This is a genomic window from Pseudomonas sp. CFBP13508, assembly GCF_005233515.1.
Lineage (GTDB): Bacteria > Pseudomonadota > Gammaproteobacteria > Pseudomonadales > Pseudomonadaceae > Aquipseudomonas > Aquipseudomonas mercuritolerans.
Genome location: NZ_QFZZ01000001.1, coordinates 620,676 through 637,564, shown reverse-complemented (window position 1 = coordinate 637,564; position 16,889 = coordinate 620,676). Strand labels below are relative to the sequence as shown.

Annotated in this window: 16 protein-coding genes; 7 read left to right on the top strand and 9 right to left on the bottom strand. The window is 60.9% G+C overall.

The genetic code is table 11. The annotated features are described in order from the left end of the window. Window positions 1-130 precede the first annotated feature (130 nt). The 4 genes from PspCFBP13508_RS02830 to PspCFBP13508_RS02815 form a co-directional block, all read right to left on the bottom strand. Window positions 131-1,324, bottom strand: coding sequence for an acetyl-CoA C-acyltransferase (locus tag PspCFBP13508_RS02830; protein ID WP_137213578.1), 1,194 nt, complete (start codon window positions 1,322-1,324; stop codon window positions 131-133). A gap of 12 nt (window positions 1,325-1,336) precedes the next feature. Then, window positions 1,337-2,098 carry an SDR family NAD(P)-dependent oxidoreductase gene (locus tag PspCFBP13508_RS02825; protein WP_137213577.1) on the bottom strand — a complete coding sequence of 254 codons (762 nt, stop codon included), beginning with the start codon at window positions 2,096-2,098 and terminating at the stop codon, window positions 1,337-1,339. Between the two features lie 18 nt (window positions 2,099-2,116). Continuing rightward, entirely contained in the window at window positions 2,117-3,781 is a 1,665-nt protein-coding gene (locus PspCFBP13508_RS02820) for an AMP-binding protein (RefSeq protein WP_137213576.1), read from the bottom strand. A gap of 298 nt (window positions 3,782-4,079) precedes the next feature. Then, on the bottom strand, window positions 4,080-5,096 hold the full coding sequence (locus PspCFBP13508_RS02815) for an AraC family transcriptional regulator (RefSeq protein WP_130910546.1): 1,017 nt from the start codon (window positions 5,094-5,096) through the stop codon (window positions 4,080-4,082). Between the two features lie 272 nt (window positions 5,097-5,368). Here PspCFBP13508_RS02815 and efeU point away from each other — a divergent pair, with 272 nt between their 5' ends. Genes efeU through efeO (PspCFBP13508_RS02795) form a run of 4 tightly spaced genes read left to right on the top strand, consistent with a single transcriptional unit; the run spans window position 5,369 to window position 9,568 of the window. Then, the gene (gene efeU / locus PspCFBP13508_RS02810) at window positions 5,369-6,208 is read left to right on the top strand and encodes an iron uptake transporter permease EfeU (protein ID WP_041480384.1); all 840 of its coding nucleotides are present in this window, start codon (window positions 5,369-5,371) and stop codon (window positions 6,206-6,208) included. An 8-nt stretch (window positions 6,209-6,216) separates the two neighbouring features. Continuing rightward, entirely contained in the window at window positions 6,217-7,401 is a 1,185-nt protein-coding gene (efeO, locus tag PspCFBP13508_RS02805; protein WP_137213575.1) for an iron uptake system protein EfeO, read from the top strand. Between the two features lie 17 nt (window positions 7,402-7,418). After that, window positions 7,419-8,717 carry an iron uptake transporter deferrochelatase/peroxidase subunit gene (gene efeB / locus PspCFBP13508_RS02800; RefSeq protein ID WP_137213574.1) on the top strand — a complete coding sequence of 433 codons (1,299 nt, stop codon included), beginning with the start codon at window positions 7,419-7,421 and terminating at the stop codon, window positions 8,715-8,717. Between the two features lie 26 nt (window positions 8,718-8,743). Beyond that, entirely contained in the window at window positions 8,744-9,568 is an 825-nt protein-coding gene (efeO, locus tag PspCFBP13508_RS02795; RefSeq protein ID WP_137213573.1) for an iron uptake system protein EfeO, read from the top strand. Between the two features lie 105 nt (window positions 9,569-9,673). Here the strand turns inward: efeO (PspCFBP13508_RS02795) and pssA are convergent, their stop codons facing one another. Next, window positions 9,674-11,017 carry a CDP-diacylglycerol--serine O-phosphatidyltransferase gene (gene pssA, locus PspCFBP13508_RS02790; protein WP_137213572.1) on the bottom strand — a complete coding sequence of 448 codons (1,344 nt, stop codon included), beginning with the start codon at window positions 11,015-11,017 and terminating at the stop codon, window positions 9,674-9,676. A gap of 215 nt (window positions 11,018-11,232) precedes the next feature. Here pssA and PspCFBP13508_RS02785 point away from each other — a divergent pair, with 215 nt between their 5' ends. The 3 genes from PspCFBP13508_RS02785 (at window position 11,233) to PspCFBP13508_RS02775 (ending at window position 13,356) form a co-directional block, all read left to right on the top strand. Then, entirely contained in the window at window positions 11,233-11,796 is a 564-nt protein-coding gene (locus tag PspCFBP13508_RS02785; RefSeq protein ID WP_137213571.1) for a TetR family transcriptional regulator, read from the top strand. A gap of 54 nt (window positions 11,797-11,850) precedes the next feature. Beyond that, window positions 11,851-12,330 carry a nuclear transport factor 2 family protein gene (locus tag PspCFBP13508_RS02780; RefSeq protein ID WP_137213570.1) on the top strand — a complete coding sequence of 160 codons (480 nt, stop codon included), beginning with the start codon at window positions 11,851-11,853 and terminating at the stop codon, window positions 12,328-12,330. Between the two features lie 246 nt (window positions 12,331-12,576). Beyond that, window positions 12,577-13,356, top strand: coding sequence for a TSUP family transporter (locus PspCFBP13508_RS02775; RefSeq protein WP_016774706.1), 780 nt, complete (start codon window positions 12,577-12,579; stop codon window positions 13,354-13,356). Here PspCFBP13508_RS02775 and nudC read toward each other — a convergent pair. From nudC to PspCFBP13508_RS02755, 4 genes are all read right to left on the bottom strand, one after another. Continuing rightward, complete coding sequence (gene nudC / locus PspCFBP13508_RS02770) at window positions 13,324-14,154, bottom strand: NAD(+) diphosphatase (protein WP_122507332.1); 831 nt, start codon at window positions 14,152-14,154, stop codon at window positions 13,324-13,326. The two genes, PspCFBP13508_RS02775 and nudC, sit on opposite strands and share 33 nt — an antisense overlap. A 7-nt stretch (window positions 14,155-14,161) precedes the next feature. Then, window positions 14,162-14,974 carry a crotonase/enoyl-CoA hydratase family protein gene (locus tag PspCFBP13508_RS02765; RefSeq protein ID WP_137213569.1) on the bottom strand — a complete coding sequence of 271 codons (813 nt, stop codon included), beginning with the start codon at window positions 14,972-14,974 and terminating at the stop codon, window positions 14,162-14,164. Between the two features lie 296 nt (window positions 14,975-15,270). Further along, window positions 15,271-16,416: a PQQ-dependent sugar dehydrogenase gene (locus PspCFBP13508_RS02760; RefSeq protein ID WP_137213568.1), complete on the bottom strand. Its 1,146-nt coding sequence runs from the start codon at window positions 16,414-16,416 to the stop codon at window positions 15,271-15,273. 52 nt (window positions 16,417-16,468) lie between these two features. Continuing rightward, window positions 16,469-16,789, bottom strand: coding sequence for a hypothetical protein (locus PspCFBP13508_RS02755; protein WP_041480395.1), 321 nt, complete (start codon window positions 16,787-16,789; stop codon window positions 16,469-16,471). Window positions 16,790-16,889: the final 100 nt, after the last annotated feature.

Below are 16,889 nucleotides of genomic sequence, written 5' to 3'. Positions count from 1 at the left end.
AAATCTGAGTACGACATAGAACCCTGTGGGAGCGAGCCTGCTCGCGAAAGCGGTGTATCAGTCACGCATGTGCCGGCTGAAACGACGTCTTCGCGAGCAGGCTCGCTCCCACAGTTGATCGGCGATGCCTTCAGTAAACGCATTCCACCGCCATGGCCGTGGCTTCGCCGCCGCCAATGCAGATCGCTGCAATGCCGCGCTTGAGCTGTTTCTGCCGCAGCGCCGCGAGCAACGTCACCAGGATCCGCGCGCCCGAGGCGCCGATCGGGTGGCCCAGCGCACAAGCGCCGCCGTGCACGTTGAGCTTGTCGTGGGGAATCTCTAGGTGCGTCATCGCCGCCATGCCGACCACGGCAAACGCTTCGTTCACTTCAAACAGATCCACTTGATCCAGCGTCCAACCAGTCTTCTTCACCAGTTTCTTGATCGCGCCAATCGGTGCAGTGGGAAACAGCCCAGGGGTATCAGCGAACGCAGCGTGGCCATGAATCACCGCCAGTGGCTTGAGGCCCAGTTGCTGCGCGTGGGACTGTCGCATCAGCACCAGCGCCGCTGCGCCGTCGGAAATCGAGCTGGAGTTGGCCGCCGTGACCGTGCCGCCCTCGCGGAACGCCGGTTTCAGCGAGGCAACCTTGTCGAGTTTGGCTTTTGGCGGCTGTTCATCGTTGCTGATCACCACCTGCTCTTTGCCGACGGTCACCGTCAGCGGGACGATTTCGTCCTTGAAGCTGCCATCCTTGATCGCCTGTTGCGCGCGGGTGGTCGAGGCAATGGCGAAAGCGTCCTGCGCTTCGCGGCTGAAGCCGTTGGCCTCGGCGCAATCCTCGGCGAAGGTGCCCATCAGGCGGCCCTTGTCGTAGGCGTCTTCGAGGCCGTCGAGGAACATCGAATCGAGCACGCGGCCATGGCCCATGCGATAGCCGGCGCGGGCGCGATCGAGCAGGTACGGCGAGTTGGACATGCTTTCCATACCGCCGGCGATCACCACGTCGGCACTGCCGGCGAGCAGCATGTCGTGGGCCATGATGGTGGTCTGCATGCCCGAGCCGCACATCTTGTTGACGGTGGAGCAGCGCGTCGATTTATCCAGCCCGGCGCCCAGCGCAGCCTGGCGAGCCGGTGCCTGGCCGAGGCCGGCAGGCAGTACGCAGCCGAACAGCACTTCATCAACCGCGTCGCAGGCGACACCGGCGCGTTCGACCGCAGCCTTGATCGCCGCCGCGCCGAGTTGCGGTGCGGTAAGGCTTTTCAGCTCGCCCTGAAAACCGCCCATCGGTGTGCGGACAGCGCTGACGATAACAATTGGATCGTTGGCAATAGTCATGACTAATCCTCTTTACTTGGCGGCCATGCGCAAGGCGCCGTCGAGACGGATCACCTCGCCATTGAGCATGCTGTTTTCGATGATGTGGCGCACCAGCGCGGCGTATTCGCCAGGCTTGCCCAGCCGCGGCGGGAATGGCACGCCGGCGGCCAGCGAGTCGCGCACTTCCGGGGTCATGCCGGCCATCATCGGCGTTTCGAAGATGCCCGGGGCGATGGTCATCACGCGGATGCCGAAGCGCGCCAGTTCGCGGGCGGCTGGCAGGGTCAGGCTGGCGATTGCGCCTTTGGATGCCGAGTACGCAGCCTGGCCGATCTGGCCGTCGAACGCTGCGACCGAGGCGGTGTTGATGATTACTCCGCGCTCACCGTCAGCATTGGCTTCGCTTTCGGCAATCGCCGCAGCGGCGAGGCGCAGCATGTTGAAACTGCCGATCAGGTTGACGTTGATCACTTGCGCGAAACTGCTGAGTGCGTGCGGGCCGTTCTTGCCGAGGATCTTCTCGCCACGGACGATGCCGGCGCAGTTGATCAGGCCATTGACGCTGCCAAACGCGGCAACGGTCGCCTGCACAGCGGCTTCGGCGGCGGCTTCATTGCTGATGTCGGCAACCACACTTTGCGCACCCAGGCGCTGAGCCTGAGCGGCGACGGCTTCGGCGTTCATGTCGACCAGCATGACTTTGGCGCCGGCACTGACCAGCAATTCAGCGCTGGCGGCACCGAGGCCTGATGCGCCGCCGGTGACGATAAAAACCTTGTTCTCGATCTGCATGACGGTGTTTCCTTGGATTCAAGCTGAAACGTTGTGCGCCGCGGCCTCTTGAGCCTTGGCGATTTCCTGGTTGCGCAAGATAAAGCGCTGCAATTTGCCACTCGGGGTTTTGGGCAATTCGCTGACAAATTCGATTTCACGCGGGTACGAATGCGCGGCCAGACGCTTGCGTACGTGTTGGCGCAGTTCTTCGGCCAGCTCCGGCGCGGCGCGGTACTGCGCGCTCAGCACGACGAAGGCTTTGACCAGTTCGGTGCGTTCCGGGTCGGGCTTGCCGACGACCGCCGCTTCGACCACGGCAGGGTGTTCGATCAGGGCACTTTCCACGTCGAACGGGCCGACGCGGTAGCCCGAAGTGGTGATCACATCATCACTGCGGCCGACGAAGCTGATGCTGCCGTCCGGGTTCCATTCCACGGTGTCGCCGCTCAGGTAGTAGTTGCCGACGAAGGCCTTGGTCGGCGCGCCTTCGTAGCCGCCGAACCAGCACATCGGCGACTGCGGACGGTCGATGGCGAGAATGCCCGGCTGACCGACGCCGAGTTCGTTGTATTGCTCATCGAGCACGACGATGCGATGGCCCGGCGAAGCGAAACCGGCGGCGCCGACATGCACCGGGTGCTCGAGGCCGTGGTGGTTGCACAGCACCATGCCCAGTTCGGTCTGGCCGTAATGGTCGTGGATGACCACGTCGAGGTTGTCGGCGAACCAGCGGATCACTTCCGGGTTCAGCGGCTCACCGGCGCTGCTGACGATGCGCAGTTTGCCCTTGATCGATTTGGCGAACTCCTCTCCCCCGGCTATCAGCAAGCGATAGGCAGTCGGCGAGCCGGTGAGATTGGTAATGCCGTATTTGTTGATCACCCGGCAGGTGCTTTCGAGGGTGAACGGGCCATCGTAAAAGGTAATCGGGTGGCCCAGCGCCAACGGCCCGGTCACGCCGAAATAAATGCCGTACGCCCAGCCCGGATCGGCGACGTTCCAGAACGCGTCTTCAGGGCGCAGGTCCACCGCATCGCGGGTGTAGCTCTGGAAAGCGACGATGGCTTTGAGCGGTACTGACAGCGCTTTCGCCGGCCCCGTGGTGCCCGAGGTAAACATCAGCAGGAACGGGTCTTCGCCGGTCAGCAATACCGGCTCGCAAACATTGGAATAGTTGGCCAGCTCAGCCCAGAAACTGAAATCACCGCAAACAATGCCCTGACCTTTGGCGCCACCAACGGTGACGATGGTCGGGCATGCGCTGACTTCATTGAGCTTGGGCCGATTGACCGCGTCGGTGACCACGACTTTCGCCCCGGAACTGTTCAGGCGATGTTCGAGGGCTTTGGGGCCGAACGCGGTGAATAGCGGTTGGTACACCGCGCCGATGCGCCAGGTTGCGAGCACGGTGATGAGTAATTCGACGTTGCGCGGCAGCAGGCCGGCGACCTTGTCGCCCTTTTGCACGCCTTGGGCGAGGAGGTAATTGGCGAAACGCGCGGCTTTGTCTAGCAGATCAGTGAAGGTGTAAGTCGCACTCGATCCGTCGCGTCCTTCCCAGAACAACGCGATGCGCCCGGGCAAGGCATGGCGGTCGCAACATTCGACGCAGGCGTTGAGGGCAGCAAGCGTGCCGCTGAGTGCCGCGTCGACGGTGTGCTGATAATCGAACTGTTCGGTAGCAGACAAGTAATCGCGCATTGCCAGAATCCCTCGGTGTTTTTATTAGGCTGGGAACCGTAAACAACACAGGGATAGTCGCGCCGCGCGGGGCTCGGGGCAATGGTCAAAGTTATCAAAGTGGCTGACTGGTTTGGCCAAGAGGTTGGGGCCGCGTCCCCTGTAGGAGCTGACGAGTGCAACGAGGCTGCGATCTTTTGATCTTGATCTGGATTGTGAAAATCAAAATCAAAAGATCGCAGCCTCGTTGCACTCGTCAGCTCCTACAGCGGAATGCATTTCAAAGGGTGGGAGCGAGCCTGCTCGCGAAGGCGTCGGGTCAGACCACCTCATTGAGGATCAGTGTGCGGTAATGCCCCGGGTTCGACCCGGACCATTTGCGAAACGCCTTGTAGAACGAACTGGCATCCGCAAAACCCAGGCGTGCAGCAATCTCGACGAAACTGATCGAGGGCTCTGCCAGCCAGGTGATCGCCAGCTCTTTGCGCACACTGTCCTTGAGACCCTGATAAGTCTGCCCTTCCTCGGCCAGACGGCGGCGTAGTGTCGACGCGGACATGCACAGTTGCTGGGCCAGCGCCTCGGTTTCCGGCCAATGCTCGGCGGGCACTTGCCGCAGATCATGCTTGATCCGGCTGGCGAGGCTGTCGGGGTCGCGATACTTGACCAGAATGTTCGCCGGCGCCTGGGCCAGGAAGCGCTTGAGTTCTTCGGCACTGCGTTTGATCGGCAGATCGAGGCAATCAGCGGAAAAGATCATTCGTGTGCGCGGGCGCTCAAACCGCAGGTTTTCCGAAAACATCACCCGATAGTCATCAGTGAAATCCGGTTCGGCGCAGCGCAGTTCAATCGCCAGAATCGGAATCCGCCGCCCGGCCAGCCAGCACGCGACGCCGTGCACGATCATCCAGTAAGTGAAATAGGTAAAGGCGCGGCGCGGTTCGGCGTCGTCTTCGAGCAGGACGATTTCCGCAAGGCTCTGCTGATGCACCAGTTGCGCCGGCAGTTTTTCCAGCATCAGCGACAGGAACGTCAGACCGGTATCCAGCGCCGCCGCCAGCGTCGGTTGCGCCATGGCGCTGCGACACAAAAATGCCAGGCTGCCGGACTTGAGCGGGCGTGGGTCCATGCCAAAGAACTCGTCATCACCGCGTCGTGCCAGCAGGCGCCATAGTCTGGCGTATTGTGAGGCCGGCACCCTGCCTTCATCGGCCGCTAACAAAGCCGGTTCGATGCCGACCTTGCTCAACGCCTCATCCGTCGCCGCGCCCGGGGCGCAACTTTGCAGCAGCGCTTCGCGCACCAGTTGAATGGCAATGGTGTCTTTTTCCGCCATGGAGCGAGGTGAGCCTTGTTGTTTTTCGGTGGTGGGCATCTTAACCCAGCTGCGGAAGTCACCGCAGGGCCAATGTGGGAGCGAGCCTGCTCGCGAACGCGGTGTGTCAGATAAAGAAATGTCACAGGCATACCGCATTCGCGAGCAGGCTCGCTCCCACAGGAATCACAGTTGTTCAGCTAAGGTTCAGCTAAATGTCAATGAATGCCATTTGGGAATGAGTGTCATTATGTTACAACTTAGCCTCCTATCTAAATCGCTGTGGCTCGCCAATGCTCGTTCCCTTTTTGATCATGTTGCGCGAAGGCATCGAGGCCGCGCTTATCGTCGGCATTATCGCCAGTTATTTGCAGCAGACCGGCCGTGGCCAATGGATGCCAGCGGTGTGGATCGGCGTTTTCCTCGCCGCCGCCCTTGCCCTGCTGGTTGGCGGCGGTCTAGAGCTGGTGAGCGCTGAATTCCCGCAAAAGCAGCAGGAGCTGTTCGAAGGCGTGGTCGGTCTGGTCGCCGTGGGCATTCTCAGTTCGATGGTGTTCTGGATGCGCAAGGTCGCGCGGTCGATCAAGCACTCGCTGCAAGCCTCGCTGGATCAGGCGCTGACGCAATCCAGGCATCAGGTGATTGCATTGATCGCCATGGTCTTCTTCGCCGTCGCTCGCGAAGGCCTGGAGACGGTGTTCTTCCTGCTCGCCGTGTTCCAGCAAAGCGAAGGCCCGGGCGCGCCGATTGGCGCCCTGCTCGGCCTGATTCTGGCGGTGATCGTCGGTTTCCTGATCTACAGCGGCAGCATGCGCCTCAATCTTTCGGCGTTCTTCAAGTGGACCGGATTGTTCATCCTTGTGGTCGCCGCCGGGATTCTCGCCAACTCGGTGCAGGCGCTGCATGAAGCCGGGCTGTGGAATCACCTGCAAACGGTGCTGTTCGACTTCAGCGCGACGCTGCCGATGGACGGCCCGCTGGGCTCGGTGCTGGCCGGCATGTTCGGTTATCAGGATGCGCCGACCGTCAGCACCTTGGGCGCGTACCTGATTTATCTGCTGCTGGCACTGGTGATGTTCTTCATGCCCGCGCCTCGCCAGGCGACGCCAACCACTTCCGTTTCCAGCCAATAAGGCCCTTCATGTCTACTACCCAAACCTCTCCGGCCCTGCGTTGGGCGCTGGCCGGCTCGGTGCTGCTGATGGTCGCCGCTGGCGGGCTGTTCTGGTACGCCTCGAACATGGCCGCAGCCAAGCGTCAGCACAACCACGACGAAATCGTCGTCAACATCCATCCGCACAGTTGCGAGCCGAATGCCCTGACCGTGCCCGCCGGCCGCGCCAGTTTCCGCATCGTCAACCGCTCCGAGCGTGCGGTCGAGTGGGAAATTCTCGACGGCGTGCTGGTGGTCGAAGAGCGGGAAAACATCGCGCCGGGCCTGAGCCAGGTGATCAACGCCAACCTGCAACCGGGCGACTATGCGATCACCTGCGGCTTGCTCAGCAACCCGCGCGGGACTTTGCATGTGACGCCGACGGCCGCTTCCGATGCCGCCGCCAAGGCCAAGCCATCGATGGTGGCTTTCGTCGGGCCGCTGTCGGAGTTTCGCGTGTATCTGGCCGTTCAGAGCAGCGCGCTGATCAAAGCGGCGACGGCGCTGAACCAGGCAATTGCCACTGGTGATCTGGAACAGGCGCAAGCGCTGTACCTGCCGGCGCGTGCCGCTTATCAGCGTCTGGCGCCGGCGGCGCAGCGCCTGGCCGAGCTGGACAACCAGATCAATGCCCGCGCCGATTATTTCGAAAAGTGCGAGCAGGATCCGGCGTTCGTCGGTTTCCATCGCCTCGAATACGCGCTGTTCCAGCAGCGCAATCTCGACGATGTCGCGCCGATTGCCCAGCGCTTGCTCGCAGATGTCACCACCCTCAAGCAACAGTTGCTCGCGCAGTCGCTGCCGCCGGAGCAACTGGTCAGCATCGTCGTGCGCAACCTCAACAGCCTCGCCGAGGTGCGCGCCGGCAGCGGTGAGGAAGAGCGCTACAGCCACAGCGATCTCAACGGTTTCGCCGCCAACGCGCAGACCGCGCGCAAGGCCGTCGACCTGCTGCGCCCGATGCTGAGCAAATCCGCCGCTGACGTGTTAGCGAATGTCGACCAGGCCATGAGTGATTTCGACAGCCAGCTCAACGCGTTCAAATCCGCTGATGGCTACGTCAGTTACGACGCCGTGACCGCCGCGCAACGCCAGCAGATCGCCGCCAAAGCCAAGGCTCTGGCGACGGCAATGGATGGCATCGACCCCGCCCTCGGCCTTTCCGGCCTGTAAGCAGAAGACCACGACAGATGAACGATTCAGAACCTCTCAACCTGCAACGACGTCGCGTGCTGATGGGCATGGGCGCCGCCGGTGTCGCCCTTGCCGGATCGGCGCTGAGCTGCCCGGCCATGGCCGCGCAGCCTGCGCAAGTCACCGAAGCGCCGAGCAGCGACAAGACCGAAGACCGCCACGATTTCCACGGTGTGCACCAGGCCGGCATCGTCACCCCGCGCCCGGCCGCAGGCATGCTGGTGGCGTTCGATGTGCTGGCCAGCGATCGCGAAGATCTTGAGCGGCTGTTCCGCACTCTCAACGAACGCATCGCGTTTTTGATGAAGGGCGGCCCGGTTGCGCAGATCGACCCGAAACTGCCGCCGCCGGATTCCGGCATACTCGGCCCGGTGGTCACCCCGGACAACCTGACCATCACCGTTTCCGTCGGCGATTCGCTGTTCGACGAGCGCTTCGGTCTGGCGCCGGCAAAGCCCAAGCGGCTGCAACGTATGGTCGGATTTCCCAACGATGCGTTGGACGCCGACTGCTGCCATGGCGACCTCAGTCTGCAGTTCTGCGCCAACACCGCCGACACCAACATTCACGCCCTGCGCGACATCGTCAAAAACCTGCCTGACCTGCTTCTGGTGCGCTGGAAACAGGAAGGCAGCGTCCCGCCACAAGCCCCGGCCAAACCCGGTGTGCCGGCGCAGTCGGCGCGCAACTTTCTCGGTTTTCGCGATGGCTCGGCCAACCCTGATTCCAACGACGCCAAGGCCATGGAGCATATCGTCTGGGTACAACCTGACAGTGACGAACCGGCCTGGGCTGCCCACGGCAGTTATCAAGCGGTGCGCATCATCCGCAACTTCGTCGAGCGCTGGGATCGCACGCCGTTGCAGGAGCAGGAAAGCATTCTCGGCCGAGTCAAGAGCAGTGGCGCGCCGATCGGTGGCCACAGCGAAAGCGAAGTGCCGGATTACAGCAAGGACCCGGCCGGCAAGCTGACCAGGCTCGATGCGCACATTCGTCTGGCCAACCCGCGCACCGCCGCGACCCAGGCCAATCTGATCCTGCGCCGGCCGTTCAACTACTCCAACGGCGTCAACAAGAACGGCCAGCTCGACATGGGCCTGCTGTTCATCTGCTATCAGGCCGACCTGGAAAAAGGCTTTATCACCGTGCAGACCCGCCTCAATGGCGAGCCGCTTGAGGAATACCTCAAACCGGTCGGCGGCGGGTACTTCTTCACCCTGCCCGGCGTGACCGGCGACGCCGATTTCATCGGTCGCTCGTTGCTGGCTGCCACCTCCCACAACAAAACCGCATGACACCCAACCGACACTGGAGCCGCCCCATGAAAAAGACGCCACTCGCGCTATTGCTGACCCTCGGTTTGCTCAACACCCCGCTATCGGCGTTCGCCGCGACTGCGCCGCTGGATCTGGTGGGGCCGGTGTCGGACTACAAGATCTACGTCACCGAAAAGCTCGATGAACTGGCCAGCCACACCCAGCAGTTCACCGACGCAGTGAAGAAGGGCGACTTGGCGACCGCGCAGAAGCTCTACGCGCCGACGCGGGTGTATTACGAGTCGATCGAGCCGATCGCCGAGCTGTTCAGCGATCTCGATGCGTCCATCGATTCTCGCGTTGACGATCACGAAAAAGGCGTTAAGGCCGAGGACTTCACTGGCTTTCACCGGATCGAATATTCGTTGTTCGCGGAGAAATCCACTAAGGGCCTGGATGCATTGGCCGACGGTTTGAACAAAGACGTGCAGGATCTGCAAACCCGTGTGGCCGGTCTGACCTTCCCGCCGGAGAAAGTCGTTGGCGGCGCTGCCGCGCTGTTGGAAGAAGTGGCGGCGACGAAGATTTCCGGCGAGGAAGACCGCTACAGCCACACCGATCTGTATGACTTCCAGGGCAATATCGACGGCGCGAAGAAAATCGTCGACCTGTTCCGCCCGCAGATCGAACAGCAGGACAAGGTGTTCGTAGCGAAAGTCGACAAGAACTTCGCCACGGTCGACGGGATTCTGGCCAAATACAAGACTGCGGATGGCGGATTTGAGACCTATGACAAGGTCAAGGACAACGACCGCAAGGCGCTGGTCGGGCCGGTGAATACGCTGGCGGAGGACTTGTCGATGATGCGCGGGAAGTTGGGGCTGAACTGATTTTTTAGCCTCTGGTCTGGCCCCTTCGCGAGCAGGCTCGCTCCCACAGTTGGAATGCATTTCCCTGTGGGAGCGAGCCTGCTCGCGAAAGCAATTCCGGACGCTCTAGAGAATCCGGTAGAGCAACCGCTCAATCCTCACCCGACTCACCCGCTTGAGAAACTTCGCCACCCCTGCCGGGTAATCCGGCAGCGTTTCAAGCGTCTGGAAGTTATCGATCCGCGTGGTATGGCGGAAGATGTTCTCCAGCTCGTTCGCCCTTGGCTCCAGCCATTCGCCTTTCGGATCGTCGATCAGCAGCGCGTTTTCCAGATCGAGGCGGAACGCGCGCGGATTGAGGTTGTTGCCGGTCAGCAAGGTGTAGCGCTGATCGATCCACATGCCCTTGAGGTGATAGGTGTTGTCGCCGTCGCGCCACAGGTGCAGGTTCAACTGGCCACTGTCGATGCTGTGCTGATGGCGTTTGGCGAAGCGGCGCAGGCTGATTTCGTACAGATACGGCAGCGCGGCGATCACCTTGAACGGCTCGCTCGGCGGAATGTAGAAATCGTTGGCGGTCTTGTCGCCGACCACGATATCGATCTTCACGCCACGGGCCAGCGCTCGATTGATCTCACGGATCACGCCCAGGGGCAGGTTGAAGTACGGAGTGCAGATAGTCAGCTGCTTTTGCGCGCTGGCGATCAGCTCGAGAATCGCCCGGTTCAGCGGGTTGTTCTTGCCGACGCCGAGCAGTGGCGTGACCGACAGCCCTTCCCGGCTGGTGCTGCCGGCGCCGGTGTCATAAGTCGCGTATTTGAGACGGCTGCGCAGGTCACCGATGTCGTTGCGCAGGCTGCGGGTAGTCGGCAGGTTGGGCAGGTCGAGGCGGTGCACGGCTTTCGATTCGATCAGGCCATGCTTGACCAGGTGATGCATCGAATCCGCCAGCTCGCGACTGTGCAGCACGTGGTAACGGTCGAAACGGTACTTGTCGAGTTTGTGCAGATAGACGTTGTTGAGGCTGGCGCCGCTGTAGACCACCTTGTCGTCAATCACGAAGCCTTTGAGGTGCAGCACGCCGAACAGCTCGCGGGTCTGTACCGGCACGCCGTAGATCGGCACTTCGCTCTGGTGCGTGCGGGTCATGTCCTGATACCAGGCGGCGTTGCCCGGCTGCTTACCGGCGCCAATCAAACCGCGCTGGGCGCGCAACCAGTCGACCACCACGGCGATTTCCAGCTCGGGACGCTTGAGCTTGGCCGCGTGCAGAGCGTCGAGGATTTCCTGACCGGCTTCGTCCTGCTGCAAATACAGCGCGACGATGTAGATGCGTTGGGTCGCTGCGGCGATTTGCTCGAGCAGGCAGCGTCGGAATTCGGCAGCACTGGACAGAATGCTCACCGCCTCGGCGGTCAGCGCGAAGCTGCGCAGTTTGGGCAGCAGAGAACGTTTGAAAAGCAACGGCATAAGGCTCGCAAGGTTCGATTCCGAAGAGTTTGAGAGCTTACACCATCGTCTGCGCCGGGTCTTGTCAGTGTCCGTAATGGCCCCTTCGCGAGCAGGCTCGCTCCCACCGTTGAAATGCATTCCCCTGTGGGAGCGAGCGTGCTCGCGAAAGCGTTTTCACACACGCCGAAGAAATTCGCTTGACCAAGGAGAACACTCGTTCTACTGTTCGCCACATGAACGAATCAATCAGCAATGAGACACGCGACATCATTCTGGATGTCACCGAAAAGTTGATCTACAAAAGTGGTATCGCTGCCACCAGCATGGATCTTCTGGTGAAGACCGCCGGCGTCTCCAGAAAAAGCATTTACCGTTACTTTGCCGACAAGGACGCACTGGTTGTCGCAGCCCTTCAGCGACGGGATATTCGCTGGATGCACTGGTTCACAAATGCTGTCGATCAGACCGAAACCCCGGCCGATCGCCTGCTCAACCTGTTTACCGTGCTCAAGGGCTGGTTCGACTCGGAAGGCTTTCGCGGCTGCGCCTTTATCAACACCAGCGGCGAAACCGGTGATCCGCAGGATCCGGTGCGGCTGGTGGCCAAAGAACACAAACAGAAGCTGCTCGACTACGTGTGCGAGCTGTGTACCGAATATGGCGCCGAGGATCCACAACTGCTGGCCAGACAGTTGCTGATCCTGATCGAAGGCGCCATTACCGTAGCGCTTGTGATGGGTGATCACAGTGCCGCCGATAATGCGCAATGCATGGCGCGAAAGTTATTGGGCCTGTAACTGTTAATAAGCCGGACTTGTTGTTCTTACATCAAATGAATCAGGAGATTGAACATGTCGACTGCAACCCAGGTACGTCCGCCATTGCCGCCGTTCAACCATGCATCAGCAATCGAGAAAGTACGCCTGGCCGAAGATGGCTGGAACACCCGTGATCCGGAAAAGGTTTCGCTCGCTTACACTCTCGACACCAAATGGCGCAATCGCGCCGAGTTCGCCAACAATCGCGAAGAGGCCAAGGCTTTTCTGACGCGCAAATGGGCGAAGGAGCTGGATTATCGCTTGATCAAAGAGCTCTGGGCCTACTCTGATACACGTATCGCGGTGCGTTATGCCTATGAATGGCACGACGATTCGGGCAACTGGTTCCGCTCGTACGGTAACGAGAACTGGGAGTTCGATGACAACGGCCTGATGTTCCAGCGCTATGCCTGCATCAATGACATGCCGATCAAGGAAAGCGAGCGCAAATTCCACTGGCCGCTGGGCCGCCGGCCGGATGATCATCCGGGGCTAAGTGAACTCGGTCTTTAAAGGCTACCCCGTGTAGGAGCTGCCGAAGGCTGCGATCTTTTGATCTTGATTTGATCGCTCCCACGCGCAACAACCGGGACGCTCTGCGCCCCAGGAGATCGCAGCCTTCGGCAGCTCCTGCACGGGAACGCATTCCAAATGCAATCGGCAATGGCATGCTCTGGCTCGCCGCAACAGTTCGATACAGGTAACATAGCCGCCCTCCCCGCAGCCCATGTTCTGCGCCTTGCCGAATAAGCCGACTCCATGCCTTTCGAACTCAGCGTTGACCTCACCACCCTGGCCATTCTGGCTGCTGTTGCCTTCCTTGCCGGTTTCATCGATGCCATCGCTGGCGGTGGCGGTCTGTTGACCACGCCGGCGCTGCTGACGGCGGGCCTGCCGCCGCATCTGGTGCTGGGCACCAACAAGCTGAGTTCGACCTTCGGTTCGGCGACCGCCAGCTTCACCTTCTACAAACGCAAACTGTTTCACCCACGCCAATGGACCCACGCGATTGTCGGCACTCTGGTTGGCGCGCTTACCGGCGCGGTGGTTGCGCATTACCTGCCGGCCGAGTGGCTGAACAAGATGCTGCCGGTGATCGTCTTCGCCTGTGGCCTGTATTTGCTGTTTGGCGGCACGCCGAAAGCGCCGCTGGACAGCGACGCGCCGATCAAAAAGAAATGGCAATCGACCCAAGGCTTCAGCCTCGGCTTCTATGATGGCGTGGCGGGACCCGGCACGGGGGCGTTCTGGACGGTGAGCAGTCTGCTGCTGTACCCGATCGATCTGGTCAAGGCCAGCGGCGTGGCGCGGAGCATGAACTTCGTCAGCAACATCGCGGCGCTGTCGGTGTTCATCTTCTCCGGACAAGTCGACTGGATCATCGGCCTGTGCATGGGCCTGTCGGTGATGGTCGGGGCTTTCTTTGGCGCGCGCACCGCGATCAGCGGCGGCGCCAAATTCATTCGTCCGGTATTCATCACCGTAGTGCTCGGCCTGACCGTGCGCCTAGCCTGGCAACACTGGTTCAGCGTGGCCTAAGCGCCGCGCCACATAGACGTCGATCAGGTAACGGGCAATCGAACGCGACGCTGGCAACGGCGGCAAGTCATGCACGTTGAACCACTGGGCGTCTTCGATCTCGTCTTCCTGACAGACAATCTCGCCACCGGCGTATTCGGCATGGAAGCCGAGCATCATCGAATGCGGGAACGGCCAGCACTGGCTGCCGATGTACTGGATGTTCTTCACTTCAATCTGCACTTCCTCGCGAACTTCGCGAATCAGGCACTCCTCGGCCGATTCCCCCGGCTCGGCGAAGCCGGCCAGCGTGCTGTAAACCCCGGTGACGAAACGCGGCGAGCGCGCCAGAAGGATTTCGTCGCCACGGGTGATCAGCACGATCATGCTCGGTGAAATGCGCGGATAACTGCGCAGCTCGCACGGCTGGCAATACATCGCTCGTTCACGCGGTACTTGTGTCATCGGCTGGCCACAGTTGCCGCAGAAGCGATGCTCGCGAGCCCAAGTGCCGATCTGTGCGGCATAACCGAGCACTTTGTACAGCGTGTGATCGCCTTCGAGCATGAACGCTCGCAAGCCTTTCCAGCCGCATCCGGGCACTTCGCTGACGCTGCGCAACTCGAGCAGATACACCGGCTCGCCATCCAGATGACCAATCCCATGCTCGGCGAGGACTGAAAGGTCTTGGCGCTTGAGCCATTCGCGCGGGAACAGCGCGCCGTTGTCATCGAACAGAAAGCCTTCCGGGCTGCGCGCTACGGCCCAGCCGCCGGGTTGATCGGTGTCGAGTACTGCAGTGGTCCAGCGAGAGGTCATGGTTAACTCAATCCAGAAATTCGGGTTTCTGTTTGCTCATGTGGGCGGCCATGGCCACGCGCAGATCGGTGGATTGCAGCATGGCGGCGTTCCAGGTGGCAACGTATTCGAGACCATCGTCGATGCGATGATCGCGCATGTAGCTGATCATTTCCTTGGTGCCGGTCACGGCAATCGGCGACTTCGCCGCGATGTCACGGGCAATGCCGAACACGCCTTCGAGCAGTGTGTCTTTGTCACTGTAGACGCGATTGACCAGGCCCATGCTGCGTGCTTCCTCGGCGCCAAAGGTGCGACCGGTGTATGCCAGTTCACGCAGCATGCCGTCTCCGATGATTCGCGGCAACCGTTGCAGCGTACCGACGTCAGCGGCCATGCCGATGTCAATTTCCTTGATGGAAAATTGCGCGTCCTCGGCGGCATAACGCATATCACAAGCCGAGATCAGATCGATCGCCCCGCCCAGGCAATAGCCCTGAATCGCAGCAAGCACCGGTTTGCGGCAGTTGTCGACGGCGTTGAACGAGGCTTGCAGATTAAGGATCTTGCGCCGCAGCAGGCGCGCATTGCGGCCCACGTCCTTGCCCAGTTCATTGGCGACACCGGCAAGCATCATCAGGTCAATGCCGGAGGAAAAATGCTTGCCGTTACCGCTGAGGACTACCACGCGGACTTCGTCGGTATCGTCGATCCATTGGAAGATCTCGACAATCTCGCCCCAGAACGCCGCGTTCATTGCGTTGATCTTTTCCGGGCGATTGATTTGCACATGCGCGATGTTGTCGGCCAGTTCGACGCTGAAGGCGGAGTATTGAGTCATGGCAGTGATCCTTTACCGGGCTGGGAAATAAGGCCCGAACTATAACAAGGCAACGGGGCGGCGGTTCGGCCAAATGCGGGACTGACTGGCGCCCCCCATATGTAGGAGCTGCCGAAGGCTGCGATCTTTTGGGACGCAGAGCGTCCCGGGCTGCATTCCCACGCAGAGCGTGGGAACGATCAAGTCTGCGGAATATGCGGGCCTCTTCGCGAGCAGGCTCGCTCCCACAGGGAGACTGCATTTCAATGTGGGAGCGAGCCTGCTCGCGAAGGCGTCGGATCATTCACCGCACGCAATCATTTCAGCCCCAGCCTGTACAGCGAGCCATTCTCTTCGTCCGTCAGCACATACAGATAGCCATCCGGCCCTTGGCGCACATCGCGTATCCGCTTGTTCAACTCACCCAGCAAACGCTCCTCATGCACGACTTTGTCGCCATCAAATTGCAGGCGAATCAGTTCCTGGGTCACCAGTGCGCCGATAAACGCGTTGTGCTGCCACGGCGTGAAGCGATCGGCATCGTAGAACGCCATGCCGGTAACCCCGGGGGATTTTTCCCAGACATGGTGCGGCGCCACGGTGCCTTCAGCAGTCTTGCCCTGGGCTTCCGGAATCGGCTGCATCGAGTAATTGATGCCATGGGTCGCCAACGGCCAGCCGTAGTTTTTGCCGCGCTCGATGATGTTCACTTCATCACCGCCACGTGGCCCGTGTTCGTTCTCCCACAGCGTGCCGGTCCACGGGTTGAGCGCCGCGCCCTGCGGGTTGCGCAGGCCATAGGACCAGATTTCAGGCCTGACACCGGATTGGCCAACGAAAGGGTTGTCGTCCGGCACCTTGCCATCTGGGAAAATACGTACGACTTTGCCTTGCAGCTTGTCGAGATCCTGCGCCGTCGGCCGATCGTTGTTTTCGCCGAGGGTGATGAACAGATACCCGTCGCGATCGAACACCAGCCGTGAACCGAAGTGGTTGCTCACCGATAGTTTCGGTTCCTGACGGAAGATCACATTGAAGTCCTTCAGCGTCTTCAGGTCATCGGAAAGCCGTCCGCGCCCTACCGCCGTACCAGCCTTGCCGCCCTCGCCACCGCCTTCGGCATACGACAGGTAGACCATACGGTCCTGCTTGAAGTCTGGCGACAGTGCCACATCAAGCAAACCGCCCTGCCCTTTGGCCCAGACTTGCGGCACGCCACTGATCGGCTCCGACAGTTTGCCGTCCTTGCTCACGACGCGCAGATGCCCCGGGCGTTCGGTCACCAGCATGCCCTTCTGATCAGGCAGAAATGCCAGCGCCCACGGATGTTCCAGACCTTGGGCAATGGTGGTGACTTCAAGAATGCCCTGTTCGCTTTTCAGCTCTTTAGGCGCGGCGGCGAAGGCCGGGGCACTGATCAGCGCGGCGGCGCAACAGGTGGCTAGAAGGGTTTTACGCAACATGCACGATTCCTTTTGTTCGTGTGAAAGGCTGACAGGACCTCAGTCCTGCCGTTCAACGGTTGCTGCCGGTGCCCCGTGGGGGCGGGTTGGGAATGAAGGTTGGCGGATTGCTCGGCACCGAGCGAATGGGCTGGCCATTGCCGATACCGCGATTTTCAACGGTTGGCTGACGTGGCACGGGAACGGTGTTCGGCCCGCGAAGGGGCGGAGCACTGGGCTGGGTGCCCTGCATACTGTTGGGGTTGGCCCGGCGGATCGGGCTGTTGTAAGGGTTATTGCTGTTGCCGGTGGGGCTTTGCGCCAGCACGACATCGGCATGCACCAGACCGCCACTGAGGGCCAGGACGGCGATGCCAATCAGAAAGCGGTTCATGAGGAATACCTCTCGATGTGCGTGGACTAGAGCCTTGGAGCCCACGCTACGCCGTGGGTTCGGATTTGTTAACCCTCGCGTCTTAAACAACATGTAACAC

Bases quoted from the DNA above. Each gene is read 5' to 3' on its own strand.
- PspCFBP13508_RS02815 (WP_130910546.1), bottom strand. From the start codon at position 5,096: ATGGCGGAAAAAGACACCATTGCCATTCAACTGGTGCGCGAAGCGCTG.
- PspCFBP13508_RS02785 (WP_137213571.1), top strand. From the start codon at position 11,233: ATGAACGAATCAATCAGCAATGAGACACGCGACATCATTCTGGATGTC.
- PspCFBP13508_RS02755 (WP_041480395.1), bottom strand. From the start codon at position 16,789: ATGAACCGCTTTCTGATTGGCATCGCCGTCCTGGCCCTCAGTGGCGGT.
- efeU (WP_041480384.1), top strand. From the start codon at position 5,369: ATGCTCGTTCCCTTTTTGATCATGTTGCGCGAAGGCATCGAGGCCGCG.
- pssA (WP_137213572.1), bottom strand. From the start codon at position 11,017: ATGCCGTTGCTTTTCAAACGTTCTCTGCTGCCCAAACTGCGCAGCTTC.
- PspCFBP13508_RS02760 (WP_137213568.1), bottom strand. From the start codon at position 16,416: ATGTTGCGTAAAACCCTTCTAGCCACCTGTTGCGCCGCCGCGCTGATC.
- efeO (WP_137213573.1), top strand. From the start codon at position 8,744: ATGAAAAAGACGCCACTCGCGCTATTGCTGACCCTCGGTTTGCTCAAC.
- efeO (WP_137213575.1), top strand. From the start codon at position 6,217: ATGTCTACTACCCAAACCTCTCCGGCCCTGCGTTGGGCGCTGGCCGGC.
- PspCFBP13508_RS02820 (WP_137213576.1), bottom strand. From the start codon at position 3,781: ATGCGCGATTACTTGTCTGCTACCGAACAGTTCGATTATCAGCACACC.
- PspCFBP13508_RS02775 (WP_016774706.1), top strand. From the start codon at position 12,577: ATGCCTTTCGAACTCAGCGTTGACCTCACCACCCTGGCCATTCTGGCT.
- nudC (WP_122507332.1), bottom strand. From the start codon at position 14,154: ATGACCTCTCGCTGGACCACTGCAGTACTCGACACCGATCAACCCGGC.
- PspCFBP13508_RS02765 (WP_137213569.1), bottom strand. From the start codon at position 14,974: ATGACTCAATACTCCGCCTTCAGCGTCGAACTGGCCGACAACATCGCG.
- PspCFBP13508_RS02780 (WP_137213570.1), top strand. From the start codon at position 11,851: ATGTCGACTGCAACCCAGGTACGTCCGCCATTGCCGCCGTTCAACCAT.
- efeB (WP_137213574.1), top strand. From the start codon at position 7,419: ATGAACGATTCAGAACCTCTCAACCTGCAACGACGTCGCGTGCTGATG.
- PspCFBP13508_RS02830 (WP_137213578.1), bottom strand. From the start codon at position 1,324: ATGACTATTGCCAACGATCCAATTGTTATCGTCAGCGCTGTCCGCACA.
- PspCFBP13508_RS02825 (WP_137213577.1), bottom strand. From the start codon at position 2,098: ATGCAGATCGAGAACAAGGTTTTTATCGTCACCGGCGGCGCATCAGGC.